9 protein-coding genes are annotated in these 13,943 nt (G+C 58.3%); 5 read left to right on the forward strand and 4 right to left on the reverse strand.

What is annotated here, in order from left to right:
- Positions 1-7 precede the first annotated feature (7 nt).
- From ACXAGD_RS19200 to ACXAGD_RS19215, 4 genes are all read right to left on the reverse strand, one after another.
- A complete protein-coding gene (locus ACXAGD_RS19200) occupies positions 8-781 on the reverse strand; it encodes an HAD-IIB family hydrolase (RefSeq protein WP_475212976.1) in 774 nt (257 codons plus the stop codon).
- A 105-nt stretch (positions 782-886) separates the two neighbouring features.
- A complete protein-coding gene (locus ACXAGD_RS19205) occupies positions 887-2,257 on the reverse strand; it encodes an HlyD family type I secretion periplasmic adaptor subunit (RefSeq protein WP_475212977.1) in 1,371 nt (456 codons plus the stop codon).
- Positions 2,254-3,984: a type I secretion system permease/ATPase gene (locus tag ACXAGD_RS19210; protein ID WP_475212978.1), complete on the reverse strand. Its 1,731-nt coding sequence runs from the start codon at positions 3,982-3,984 to the stop codon at positions 2,254-2,256. Before ACXAGD_RS19210 ends, ACXAGD_RS19205 begins: the two co-directional genes overlap by 4 nt.
- Positions 3,985-4,045: 61 nt before the next feature.
- Entirely contained in the window at positions 4,046-7,699 is a 3,654-nt protein-coding gene (locus tag ACXAGD_RS19215) for a beta strand repeat-containing protein (RefSeq protein ID WP_475212980.1), read from the reverse strand.
- Between the two features lie 340 nt (positions 7,700-8,039).
- Between ACXAGD_RS19215 and ACXAGD_RS19220 the strand changes: the two genes are divergently transcribed.
- The 5 genes from ACXAGD_RS19220 (at position 8,040) to ACXAGD_RS19240 (ending at position 13,939) form a co-directional block, all read left to right on the forward strand.
- Positions 8,040-8,960, forward strand: coding sequence for a LysR family transcriptional regulator (locus tag ACXAGD_RS19220; protein WP_475212981.1), 921 nt, complete (start codon positions 8,040-8,042; stop codon positions 8,958-8,960).
- Positions 8,961-9,286: 326 nt separating this feature from the next.
- Positions 9,287-10,870, forward strand: a complete 1,584-nt coding sequence (locus tag ACXAGD_RS19225; RefSeq protein ID WP_475212983.1) for an ABC transporter substrate-binding protein — start codon at positions 9,287-9,289, stop codon at positions 10,868-10,870.
- A gap of 65 nt (positions 10,871-10,935) precedes the next feature.
- Positions 10,936-12,030, forward strand: coding sequence for a M24 family metallopeptidase (locus ACXAGD_RS19230; protein WP_475212984.1), 1,095 nt, complete (start codon positions 10,936-10,938; stop codon positions 12,028-12,030).
- Positions 12,030-13,037, forward strand: coding sequence for an ABC transporter permease subunit (locus ACXAGD_RS19235; protein WP_475212985.1), 1,008 nt, complete (start codon positions 12,030-12,032; stop codon positions 13,035-13,037). Before ACXAGD_RS19230 ends, ACXAGD_RS19235 begins: the two co-directional genes overlap by 1 nt.
- Complete coding sequence (locus ACXAGD_RS19240; RefSeq protein ID WP_475212987.1) at positions 13,037-13,939, forward strand: ABC transporter permease subunit; 903 nt, start codon at positions 13,037-13,039, stop codon at positions 13,937-13,939. The genes ACXAGD_RS19235 and ACXAGD_RS19240 overlap by 1 nt, the downstream gene beginning before the upstream one ends.
- Positions 13,940-13,943 lie beyond the last annotated feature (4 nt).

Below are 13,943 nucleotides of genomic sequence, written 5' to 3' on the forward strand. Positions count from 1 at the left end.
TTCTGGATCAGAGCGCTGCGGTCAACGTCAGGATCGCGTGGGACCAGCCTCGCGGCCCGCTCTGAGTTGTTCTGAGAATTCGAGTTTCGACTTCGGGCGGGAAGGGAGGGATAGTCGGACCATGAGGATTGGAGATAATCACGCCCTGATCGGCAGCCTGAATCATTTCGCTGTCGTTGGGTGCGTCGCCCAAGGCTATTGTGCGCAGCGGCTGTAATTTCGCGGTGACCTCGGCCATTGCGTCCGCCTTTGTCTTGCCAAAGGAAAGGGTTAGAAAACGCCCGCCTTGCCGGGCGTGCAGTCCGGTGCGCTTGGCGGATAACAGGAACTCCTGCAAACCGATTTCCGAGCCTGTCCACAGCCCTGGTTCACTGAACCTACGCTGCTTTGCTAGGACCGCCTGCGTAAGGTTCAAGCCGGTCTTCTGCGCCACTTCCTGATCGGTAAGGTCGCCAAAGCCGAGAAAGCCGGACGGCAAAACGTTCAGCATGGACCGAAGGCGTGGATAACAATCCCCGCCTTCGTCAGTTGTACCGGGCCACAGTATCCCGGCCCCATTTTCAACGATGGCGGGCATGTGTGTCAGGCCCATCTCTTGCTGCAAAGGCTGGATTTCTGCAGCCGTCTTGCTGCTGGCCAGAACCAGCCACGCCCCCAATTCCTTCAGTCGGTCCAGTCCCGGTCTGGCCGCTTCCCAGCTATAGTCCTGGTGGTCCAACAACGTGCCATCCAGATCGGAAAACACAAGAAGGGGCAGGGTAGGGGCAGCGGCATCGTTCATTGCCCTCAAAGTAGAAATCTGTAGATGCCTGATGTAAATCCGTGCTGACGAATTTTCCATCAAACCGATAACCTGCGCCTATTTTTTAGGCGCAGGTATTCAGGTTCATTCGATGAACGTCCTTGCCAGCCGGTCGCTGATCGGTTGCGACAGATAGCTGATCACCGCACGCTCCCCCGTACTAACGAACAGATCAGCGGGCATACCTGGCACCAATTCCAACGCCGCGACGTCCTTCGGCTGTTCGTCATCCAGCTTGACCCGCGCCTTGTAATAAGGTTCGCCGGTGCGATCATCCTCGAGCGCATCTGCGGAAATATCAAATATCCGGCCGCTGGCTTCAGGCACATCTGCCTGAGCGAAAGCAGAAAGGCGGATGCGGGTGGGCTGACCGATCCGCAGCTTGTCGATGTCACCGGTTTTGACTCTTGCCTCGACGATCAGGGCCTGATCGGCAGGGACGATATCCATGATCGGCTCGCCCGGCCGGATGACGCCTCCGGTGGTCGAAACGCCAAGGTTCACGACGCGCCCGCTTGTGGGCGCCAAAACCTGCGTCCGCTTCAGCCGCGCCAAAGTTCCCACAAATTGCGGACGAACCAGATCAAGCTGCGCCTCTACCACGGCCAGTTCCCCGGCGATGACCTCATCGCGCAACTTTTGCTGGCTGAGCAGGGCCAGTTCCAGCTCTTGCACCTGGTCCTGGGCCTGCGCGATCTGGGTGCGCAAAGAGGCATCAACCCCGCCAAGCCGCTCCAATTCAATCTGCCGCGCGCTGACCCGCGTAACTGCGACCAAACCTTTGGCCAGAAGCGATTGAAGGTTGGTCAGTTCCGTCTGCGTGATCTCCACCTGGTTTTGCGTTGCTATTCGCTGCTCGTTTAGGCCCGCGATCTGATTGTGCAGCCCGGTGATGCGCTGCGCGTTGATCTGCGCCTCGGTCCGTCTGGCGCGCGCTTCGGCGTCGAACAACTGTTTCTGGGTCAGGTAGGGCGAAACCCAGTGCAAGCGCTCCATCCCCTCACGGAACCCGGCCAGAGCGGTTGCTTCGTCAAACGTAGGCTGTCCGCTCATCTGCGCAAGAAGGCGCGCGCGACGAACCGAAAGCTCTCCCAACTGGCTGCCCTGCACGCTGAGATCGACGTCAATTTCAGTACTGTCGAGCTGCACCAAGGGTTGCCCGGCCTCAACAAATTGCCCATCTGTCACTAGAATGGAATGGATGATGCCGCCGTCCAGATGCTCGACTGTCTTGCGATCCCCTTCGACCACGAACGAGGCGGGCGCGACCACAGCCCCATCCAGTTTTGAGGCGAAAGCCCAATAAGCGCTGCCCCCGACGAATACCGCCAGAGTGAACAGTCCGAACAGCACATATCGCCCGATGCTGGATGAAGTGTCGGTAATAACCGCCGCCTGAGTTTCGGGATATCCAACGGCATTGCGGGAATGGGAGTATTTGACCAGGTTTGTCATTGGGCTGCTCCTGCAATCTGAGTTTCACTGGATGTGCGCGGGGGTGTTTGCAGCACATTGCGGCTGTTCACCTTCAACACGTCCTGTTTGTCGCCAAACTGGGCCTGACCACCATTGCGCAGAACCAACACCTTGTTGGCGGCCTGCAACGTGGCCGGACGATGTGTCATGACGATCGCAATCGCGCCGCGTTCCTGAACAGCCAGCAAGGCATCACGAAGGGCCTGCTCGCCCTCGGCGTCCAGGTCCGAGTTCGGTTCGTCCAAAACCAACACAAACGGATCGCCGTACAGTGCTCTGGCCAGAGCTAGCCTCTGACGCTGGCCGCCAGACAAAAAGAACCCTTGGCCGATGCGAGTTTCGTACCCGTCGGGCAGGCTATTGACCAATTCATGTACCCCAGCTTCGCGGGCCGCGCGCAGAACCTCGGCATCGTCGATTGCTGTCGAGAACCGGCCGATGTTTTCGCGGATGGTGCCGTCGAACAATTCCACATCCTGCGGCAGGTAACCGACCTGCTTGCCCAGATCTTCAGCGTTCCATTTCGACATCGAACTGCCATCCAGCAGAACCTCGCCCCTTTGCGGATGCCAGATACCGGCCAGCATCTTGCCCAGGGTAGTCTTGCCCGACCCGCTTTGACCTATCACGGCCAGAACATCCCCGGCTGTCAGGTTGAAATCAATTCCGCGAAGGGTGGCATTCAACGCGCGCGGCGGGGCCGCTTGCGCAATTCGGACGTCCAGTGCCTTGAACGCTCGCGGCAGGTGCAGGTTGGCGGGCTCCTCAGAGAAGTCCGCGGTCAGCTGCTTGATCTTGCTGTACGAGCCACGCGCTGCAAGAAATGAACGCCACTGGCCGATCAGTTGATCAATCGGAGCCAGAGCACGGGCCAAAACGATGGTCGCGGCGATCATCACGCCGGCTGTGGATTCTCCGGTGATTGCAAGCGCGGCCCCAAGGCCAAGTGCAGCAGATTGCAGACCCATGCGAATGGTTTTGGACATGACGGAAAAACTGGCGATCCGATCTGCGGCGCAGGTTTTATGCTGATGCGCGTCCGCTTGCAGGGCCGTCCAACGGCGCACCAGATCGTCTTTCATACCCAGCGCGTGAACCAGCTCGGCGTTATTGTCGCTGGTTTTGAACAGCGCGTCCGAGCGTCCGCGAGCTTGTGAAGCCTGCTGCATCGGGTTACGAGCGCGGGCGTTGTTGATCAGCGCCATGATGGTCAGGGTGGCAGCTCCGGCCACGCCCAGCAGACCCAGAATCGGGTGCAGAACATACAGCACCAATAGATAGATCGGTATCCATGGGGCATCGAAGAAAGCGGTCAGAGTTGTGCCCGAGATAAACTCGCGAAAGCCGTTCACGTCTTCGACCAGATTTTCACCCGCCTCGCTTTCGCCTTGAACCCGGCGGCGCATGGCCGCGCCAAGGACAGGTGCGCCGACACTTAGTTCGAACCGGGCGGCCAGACGGCCAAGGATGCGCATCCGCATCAGGTCAAGGCAGGCGATCACGACGAAAACCCCGGCCAGCAGCAGCGACAGGGCGATCAGAGTATCGGCGTTTTGGCTGGTCAGCACGCGGTCATAAACCTGCAGCATGTAGAGCGGCCCGGCCAGCATCAAAAGGTTCAGAAACAGGCTGAAGACCGCGACCGCAACAAAGCCTTTGCGCAGCGACCCCCAGGCGGATTTGACGGGATTGGCGTTCTGGAACATGTCTTGGGCCCTTTCCTATTAGAAAAACGGGGCGACCAGAGGTCGCCCCGCTGCTACTCGATTATGCGACGAAGTCATCTTCGGTCAGATCGGCGCTGTTGACGCCTGCCAGACGAACCGAACCTTCATCACCGAAGGTGATCAGCGCGTCTGCACCATCCTGAGCGACATTGAGATTGCCACCGAAGTCGGGACCGAAATCGCCGAACTGCAGTTGGTCAATGCCAACCTCAAAGTCCTGAACAACGTCGTTCCCGAAGTTGCCCGCAAAGACAAAGGTATCGTTGCCTGCGCCTCCGATCAGGATGTCATCGCCACCTTCGCCGTTCAGCACATCGTCACCGGCCTGGCCGTTCAGGGTATTGGCCCCTGAGTTGCCCGACAGGATGTCGTTGCCACCATTCGGGCTGCCTGCATTGTTCGAGCCGTTGATGTTTTCGAACCCGAACACCTGATCCAGCGTGGCACCGTCCGGCGCGTTGACCGCGGCGACACCGTTGCCGTCTTCGTCCAGATCCAGAACAACGCCCGGCCCAGCCGTAAACAGCGCAGTATCGATGCCTTCACCGCCGATGATGATGTCAGCCCCACCAAACGAGTGGATCGCATCATTTCCGGCACCGCCGTCGAGCACGTTGAATTCGTTGTTGCCCAAGAGCAGGTCATCCCCGCTGGAACCGACAACGTTTTCGAAGTCATCGACTTCGGCAACGATCTGACCGTCTACGATAATGGCACCATCCTGCGGGCCTTCATCGCCGTTGCCTGCCGCGTTCGGCGCAGGGCCGCTCAGGTCCAGATCAACGGTTACACCATCAAAGCCAGACACATCGATCGTGTCGCTGTCATCCGAGCCGACAACCCGTTCGATCGAGCGCAGAGTGTCGACCTCGATCTGGTTGTCGATGACATCCTGACCAATGACGCCGGTGCCGCCTGTGGCCTGGGTATCCAATGTAGCCCCGGCGTCCACCAGCGTATCCTGTACGACCGCGCCATTCTGACCGGCAGGTGCATTGTGCAGGTGGATGGCCGAAACAACGCCCGGGATCGGCGTGTTCAAGTCGGCTTCGTTCAGGCCAACAACACTCAGCTCGCTGGAATAGGTGACAACACCCGTGTTCAGGTTCTGAGTGATAACGACCGTGGCTTCGCCTGTTGCCTCGCTGTCCGAAGTGGGTCCGGGTTCCTGCGACGCATCCAGACCACCGCTGAGGGTGACTGTACGGATGCCGTTTTCGGTGACGATGTCGTCCACAAGCAGTTGCCCACGGATCTCACCGCCGGGGAAGTCCGAAGTGTGGATGTTGTAGTACAGGTTGCCCAAGATGGCTTCCTCAACAAACCACGACGGGTCCGGGATGTTCGAGCCAAATTGGTCGGGGTCATCAACAACCGCATCGGTGACTGTGACGGTAAAGCCGGTGTCACGGGTCGCGGTGCCATTGCCGTTGGCGTCCAGGGACACCTCGACTGCAACGTCCAGATCCGAGAAATCGGCTGTGTCGATACCGTCACCGCCATCGATGAAGTCATTGCCCAGACCACCGGTCAGAACGTTGTCGGCTTCACCTGCGATCAGGACGTCATCTCCCGCGCCGCCGGCGATATTGCCGTTGGTGGTGCCCAGATCGACAAAGATATCGTCGCCACCGCCCAGCAGGACGTTGCCGTTGATCACGCCTTCGTCGTCATTGACGATGGTCACGTCGCCCGCATCCGAAGCATCGATTGCGTTGACCGTGCCACGGATTTCACCTTCGTTCAGGATTGCGCCCAGAAGGTTTAGACCACCATCCACGCGAATACCTGCAGCGGCGTCCGAGTCCTCAGATCCGGCGATCAGGCCTTCGTTGACAACCACACCTGCAAACGAGGCATCGTCCTGGTTGGTGAACAAGCGCAGACCGTCGCCGACCTGATTGCCCTCGACCGCGTCGCCGCGCCCCTGGAAGGTGCCTTCGTTGATAACAACTGCTGACACCACATCACCCGAGACGTCACCGGTTTGCAGCGAAACGGCAGAGCCGTTGTTGCCTTCGCCTGCATCGACAAGACCGGTGTTGGTGAAGCTGTAGTTGTCGGCCGTACCATCGGCATAGACGGTGCCATTGCGCTGGTTGCCGGTGCCGAGGATGTCGCCTTCGTTCACGACCTCAAGCCCGTCCCCGTCAATGTTCAGCGCGCGGCTTTCCGAGGTCACGGTGCCACGGTTGACGAAGGACCCACCTGCGTGATCGCCGGTGCCGAAGTACACACCGTTCTGAACGCCCGCGAACAATCCGGTTTCCTCATTGACCAATTGGCCCTGAAAATTGACTCCGTTCACAGCCCGGAACGCACCTACAGTGTTGTTGGCGCCCTCAGACGTGACCGACCCGGTGTTGGTGATGGTGCCGGTGAACAGGGCAGGGCCAAAGCCTCCGCCTTCCAGACGCGTACCTTCCAGACGGATGCCGTCACCGGCCGTGCCCAGACCTGCGCCTGCGTTGCCGCGTCCCGCGATGGAGCCGTCGTTGGTGATTTCAACCTCGCCATTACCGCCTTCGGCCAGTGACAAAGAGATACCGGCACCGTTATTGCCTTCACCGGCGTCGATCGTGCCCGTCGCCAAGTTGTTGATCGAATAGTCGCGGGCGGTGTCGTCTGCATAGACCGTTCCGTTGCGCTGATCACCGGTGCCCAGAATGTCACCGCCATTGACCAGATCAACGCCCGAGCCGTCGATATTTACCGCGCGGCTGCCCGACTGGATGGTGCCAAAGTTCAGCACGTCCAGATCATGTTCACCATCGCCGATATACAGGCCGTTGCGTGGGCCTTCGATCACACCGGTTGAGGTGTTCAGGATTTCCCCTTCTGTGTTCGCACCATCTGCGATGCGGATACCGGCGGCTGTTCCCTGATTGCTCTCGGTCGAGATCAGGCCGCTGTTGAGGATTTCAGTCTCCAGAATGGTGCCTTCAGCGCCATTGTCGATGCGGATGCCATCACCGGCCAGCGCGGTGTTCGACGCGGCCTGACCACGGCCCTGAATGGTTGCACCAACGCCATTGAAGACATCGGTTTCCACGCGGTCACCGATCTCATCACCAACCTGCAGCGAGATGCCCGCGCCCTGGTTGTTTTCACCGGCATCAATGGTGCCGCCCGTGAAGTTTGAGATCGAAACATCTTCGGCAGTGCTGTTGGTATAGATCGTGCCGTTGCGCTGGTCGCCGGTGCCGATGATGTCGCCGAAGTTGCGCACATCGATGCCTTGGCCCTGAATGTCGACCGCGCGGCTGTCCGAGTTGATCACGCCACCTCGGAAGTTATCGAGACTGCCCGAGCTGCCTGCACCGGCAAACTGAACGCCGTTGAACTCACCCGCGATTTCACCGAAGTTGCGGATCGATGCACTGCCGGTGACTTGCACACCGGTCGCCAGCGCTTCGGGGCCATTGTTGGCCTCAATCCGGCCCGAGCGGAAATTGAAGACATCAACATCCTGACCTTGCGCCAGAACAGCCGCGACCGCGTTGTTGGTGACGATCTCTCCAAAGTTCAGCAGGCGCGAGAAGTCATTTGCCAGAACAAAAGCCGGTGTGTCATCGACTACGGTGCTTTGGAAGAAGTTGTTGATAAGGGATTGGCCATCGCGAGATGTCTCTTGCGCCAATGTAGACGTGGTCAAGAGACGGGCGCGGATGCTTGCCAGAAGTTGGGACAGCATTGGTAACTCCATCATGGGTTTGCATTTTGCGGCCCGCCCGCTGTTCTGGGCGTTCCACGTAGCAAAGGGGTAGGACCCGCCGCCCGTCAGCTAAAATTCATCCTGCGAATTGGGCGTATAACCAACGCAAATAGTCACAACAGTCGTGATATGCGGTGACAGCGTATCTTTAGATTTCAATGTGTTAGTCATTTGTCGGGATTCATGCGGCACTATTCAGTGGCGCGTGATGACGGTTATGTCAGTGATTGTGATCCCGATTTTCTGCAACTCAGCCCGCGATAACGTATCTAAAGAGCAACCCGTGCGGGGTCGGAAAGCACGTTATTGGTTCGCGGTTATGAATTTCAGAGACTTGGAATATGTCCTTGCCATTGCCAAACACGGCCAATTCAGCCAAGCCGCTGTGGCCTGCAACGTATCGCAACCTGCGCTGTCCAATCAGGTAAAAAAGCTTGAACAGGAGCTGGGGGCCGATCTGTTTCTGCGCCTCAACAACGAGGTACGTCCAACCGCCTGCGGTGACCGCGTAATCGCTATCGCCGAGCGCATTCTGAAAGACGCTCAGAACATCCGGGATACCGCGACCCAGTTCCGCGACCCCGAAGCCGTTCCGTTCAATGTGGGCATGACCCCGACGCTGGCTCCCTATTTGACACAGTATTTCTCGGAGTTGTTCAGCACGCTGTTTCCCAACATGCGCGTGACGTTGATCGAGGACCTACCACAAAACATGTTGCGCATGGTCGAAGATCACACTCTGGACGTGGCACTGGTGGCCAAGACCAACACTTTAGCGACGCTTGATTTCACCTCGATCTGGACCGAGCCGCTTTTTCTGGCCGTCCGAGACGGACACCCGCTGTGCCATTTGCCGTCCATTGCGCCCGAGGACGTGCCTGCCCATGACTTTATCCGGTTGCCGCACAGTTTCGGCTATGAGTTGGAAGATCGTCTGCCCAAGCAGGACCCCTCTCACCGGGTCAGCAAGCGGTTCGATCTCAGCGCCTTAAGGTTCGAGACGATTTGCCGCCACATCTGCCATTCGGACGATTGCACCATTGTCTCAGCACTGGCGGCTGAACAGTTCAGGCGCGACAGATGGCCCCTGTGCTTTGTGCCCTTCGACGCACCCGGCAACCTGCGCGACCTTGGGGCGGTGACACGCCCCGGCTGTCCTCGTCGGCCACTGCTGGACCGTATCGGCGCGTTTATCAATGAGAAACCGCCCGAAGGTGTAACGCCAACCTTTTCAGGGTGATCTCCTAACAAAGGTCAAGCTGGCGCAATCACAGGCAGACACTGACCTTTAAAAACATGAGTCCAATATGTCCTTTTTTCAGCATCTCGGCCCGGTCGGATCGCTGTAAATTCTTCTTGCCCGCATAGTTCAAAAGGCCGAACGTGTTGGTGTATCCAGTCTGCTTGCCAACTGACCGCAACCACCTGCGCAAGTCAGTTGACAATGGATTTTGTATTTTGGATACATTGGCCAGAGATGTCGCGATGAGACGAGTCGTCAAAAAAGCTCTGGCCAAAAAAAGAGCAACGCGAATGTCTGAAAAAATTCATTTCTGGGAGACCCACATGAAACTGAAATTAATGGCCGCAACTGCTGCGATCGCTCTGTCGGCTGTCGCAGCACAAGCGAATACGCTTGTCTATTGCTCTGAAGGCTCGCCCGAAGGGTTCGACCCGGCGCTGTTCACTGCTGGCACAACTTTTGATGCCTCTTCTCACCCGATCTACAACCGCCTGCTTGAGTTCGAAACCGGCACGACCAACGTCATTCCCGGTCTGGCCGAAAGCGTTGAGGCCAGCGATGACGGTCTGGAGTACACTTTCAAACTGCGTCAGGGCGTCAAGTTCCACTCGAACGACGAATTCACCCCGACCCGCGATTTCAACGCCGATGACGTGATCTTCTCGTTCATGCGTCAGAAGGACGAAGGCCACCCCTATAACCAGGTTTCCGGCGGTACGTGGGAATACTTCCAAGGCATGGGCATGCCCGATCTGGTTGAGTCCATCGAGAAGGTCGATGACTACACGGTGAAATTCACCCTGACCAAACCCGAAGCGCCGTTTGTTGCCAACATGGCGATGGACTTTGCCTCGATCCTGTCGGCTGAATACGCCGATGCAATGATGGAAGCGGGCACGCCTGAAAAGCTGAACACCGCACCGATCGGCACTGGCCCGTTCTCATTCGTGGCCTACCAGAAAGACGCGGTAATCCGTTATGCGCAGAATGCCGACTACTGGAAGGACCCGGCGGCGGTTGAGAACCTGATCTTTGCGATCACACCGGACGCATCGGTTCGCTATCAAAAGCTTAAGGCCGGCGAATGCCACATCATGCCCTATCCGAACCCCGCCGATATTCAGGCGATGAAGGATGACGGCGACATCAACATGATGGAGCAAGAAGGCCTGAACGTCGGCTACCTTGCCTACAACACCACCATGGAGCCGTTCGACAACCCGAACGTCCGTAAGGCGCTGAACATGGCAATCGACAAGAACGCCATCATCGACGTGGTGTTCCAGGGCTCGGGTCAGGTCGCCAAGAACCCGATCCCGCCGACCATGTGGGGCTATAACGACGCCATCACCGACGACGCATATGATCCCGAAGCGGCCAAGGCGATGCTGGAAGCCGAAGGCGTTTCCGACCTGTCGATGAAGATCTGGGCGATGCCGGTTCAGCGTCCGTACAACCCGAACGCGCGCCGCATGGCCGAACTGATCCAGGCGGACTTCGCCAAGGTTGGTGTGGATGTTGAAATCGTGTCCTATGAGTGGGGCGAGTACCTGTCGCGCTCGAAAGAGCTGAACCGTGACGGTGCTGTTCTGTTGGGCTGGACCGGTGACAACGGTGATCCAGACAACTTCCTGGCTGTACTGCTGGGTTGTGACGGACGCGAAGCGTCGAACCGTGCACAATGGTGCCACCAGCCGTTCGAAGACCTGATCCTGCAAGCCAAGCAGACCACCGATCAGGCCGAGCGCACCAAGCTGTACGAAGACGCTCAGGTGATCTTCAAAGAGCAGGCGCCTTGGGCGACCATCGCACACTCGGTTGTTTTCATGCCGATGCGCAATGAAGTGCAGGGCTACAAGGTGCACCCGCTGGGCGGCCATATCTTCTATGGCGTAAGCGTCGAGTAAATCACAACATACTGACCGGAGCCGCCATTGGCGGCTCCGGTTTTCTTTATGGGAGGTCGGCCTCGATGCCGGATTTGTCCGAGTACCGTCAACTGGCAAAGGACATGTCAGTAGATGCCGTGGCGCTTGTGCCCGGCCCGAATTTTACCCGCGCTTTGGGAAAACCCTTCATGAGCCACGAACGGCCCTTTGTGGTCGTGATACCGGCCGAAGGCACCCCTGCAGCGGTTGTACCCAATCTTGAGCTGGGATCATGGGAACTTGTTGGGTTCGAAGGCGCTGTTTTCGACTGGTTCGATCAGAGCGGGTATGATGATGCGTTTGCCGCGTTGGCCGATCACATGCCGCTGACATCACTGGCTGTCGAAGGACAGGTGATGCGGGTTTTCGTGTCGAAGGCTTTCACCAACGCGTTGCCAGATTTGCGCATTGTCGATGCCGAGCGTGAGATCTCCGGTCTTCGGATTTGCAAAACCGAAGAAGACGTTGCCGCCATGCAGACGGCGATTGATATCTCGGAACGTGCTTTGGCCCGCGTGATCGCAGATGTGCGCGTGGGCCAGACCGAAGTACAGATTGAGCAGGCTCTGGTTCAAGCCCTGTTCGCCGAAGGCGCGGCCTCGCTGGCCTTTGCACCGATCGTTGCGGCGGGCGATAATTCTGCGCGGCCTCACGGTAAGGCGCGCGCGGACTACAAGATCAAACCGGGCGACGCGTTGCTGTTCGACTTCGGGGCCCGCAAACATGGATTTGCCGCCGACATCACCCGCACCTTCTTTGTCGAAGAGGTCTCGGACGAGGGCAGGGACGTCTATGACACCGTTCTGCGCGCCAACCTTGCTGGGTTCGAAGCCTGCAGCCCTGGCGTCACAGCACATGATATCGATGACGCAGTGATCAGCGTGCTTGAGGCCTCACCCTATGCCGACCGCATCCGTACCAAGACGGGCCACGGGCTGGGTCGCGACGTGCATGAGGCACCGTATATCATGCGTGGAAATGACCAGAAAATCCTGCCCGGTATGGTCTGGACCAACGAACCGGGCCTTTATGAACTGGACAATTTCGGCGTTCGCATCGAAGATGACGTATTGGTGACCGAAAACGGTTGCCGGTCGCTGACCAGCTTTCCCAAAGATCTCACAATCATAGGTCGCTGATGTTTGGCTATTTTCTAACCCGTCTGGGTATGTTCATCCCGACCTTTCTCGGCGTGACGCTGATTTCCTTTATGTTCATCCGGGTTCTGCCGGGCGATCCCATCATCGTCATGGCTGGCGAACGCGGCATGACCGAGGAGCGCTATCAGGAGATGGTCGAGAAGCTGGGCTTCGACAAACCGGTCCTGCAGCAATATTGGGACTACCTCGTTGGCGTGATGCATGGTGATCTGGGTGAAAGTTTCGTCACCAAGAAACCGGTCTGGGATGAGTTTTTCGCCCTGTTTCCCGCCACTTTAGAGTTGTCACTTTGTGCAATGATCTTTGCGGTGGCGCTCGGGCTGCCTGCGGGCGTGATTGCTGCGGTCAATAGGGGCAAGTTCTTTGACCGGGCGTTGATGTCTTCTGCGCTGGTCGGATATTCAATGCCGATCTTCTGGTGGGCATTGCTGCTGATCATCGTGTTCTCGGGCAATTTGGGCTGGACCCCGGTCTCGGGCCGGATCGATCTGCTGTATTATTTCCCAAGCGTCACCGGCTTTATGCTGATCGACAGTCTACTGTCGGGGCAGTCGGGTGCATTTGGTTCCGCCGTTCGTCACTTGATCCTGCCAACCATCGTTCTAGGCACAATCCCTCTGGCGGTGATTGCGCGCCAGACACGCTCGGCCATGTTGGAGGTGCTGGGCGAAGACTACATTCGCACTGCCCGTGCCAAAGGCCTGTCACCTTCTCGGATCAACGGGTTGCACGCGCTGCGCAATGCGTTGATCCCGGTCATTACCGTGATTGGCCTGTCGGTCGGCACCCTGCTGGCTGGCGCAATCCTGACTGAAACGATCTTTAGCTGGCCGGGTATCGGCAAGTGGATGGTCGACAGTATTTTCCGCCGTGACTACCCGGTGGTGCAGGGTGGCCTGCTGATGATCGCTGTGATCGTGATGCTGGTGAACCTGCTGGTCGATGTTCTCTATGGCATCATCAATCCCAAAATCCGGAGGCGGTGATGGCTGAACTGTCTGCAAACGCGCCCAAAACCGAAGACCGCCCAAGCGCCCTGCGCGAGTTCTGGTATTACTTTAGCGAAAACCGCGGTGCCGTATTTGGGTTGTGGGTATTCACGGCTTTTGTCTTCTGTGCCGCTTTCGCGCCGCTACTGGCGCCTTATGACCCGACCGAGCAGTTCCGCAATCACATCCTCCAGCCGCCCGCATGGCAAGAGGGTGGCAGCTGGGCCTTCCCGCTGGGTACCGATCCGCTGGGCCGGGATATGCTGTCGCGGCTGATCATGGGATCGCGCTATTCCTTCTTTGTCGGTATCGTCGTGGTCTGTGTGGCCGTGACGGGCGGTGTGATCATCGGACTGTTGTCCGGTTTTGCACCCAAATGGGTCGATACGCTGATCATGCGGGTGATGGATATCATCCTGTCCTTCCCGTCACTGCTGCTGGCACTGGTTCTGGTCGCGATCCTTGGCCCGTCGTTGACCAATGCGATGATCGCCATCGCAATCGTTTTCCAACCGCATTACGTGCGCCTGACACGTGCCTCGGTGCTGTCCGAGCGGCAAAAGGACTACGTAACTTCAGCCCGCGTGGCCGGTGCTGGCAAAGCGCGGTTGATGTTCAAGACTGTGCTGCCCAACTGTCTGGCTCCGATCATCGTGCAGGCAGCGCTGTCGTTTTCGACCGCTATTCTGGACGCTGCGGCACTTGGCTTTCTGGGCATGGGCGCACAGCCGCCCACGCCGGAGTGGGGCACCATGCTGGCCGAAGCGCGCGAGTTCATTCTGCGCGCATGGTGGGTGGTGACATTCCCCGGCCTTGCTATCCTGATCACAGTGCTCGCCATTAATCTGATGGGCGACGGTCTGCGCGACGCGTTGGACCCGAAACTGAAGCGGAGCTGACGAT

The organism is Ruegeria sp. ABF4_144 (assembly GCF_056160045.1).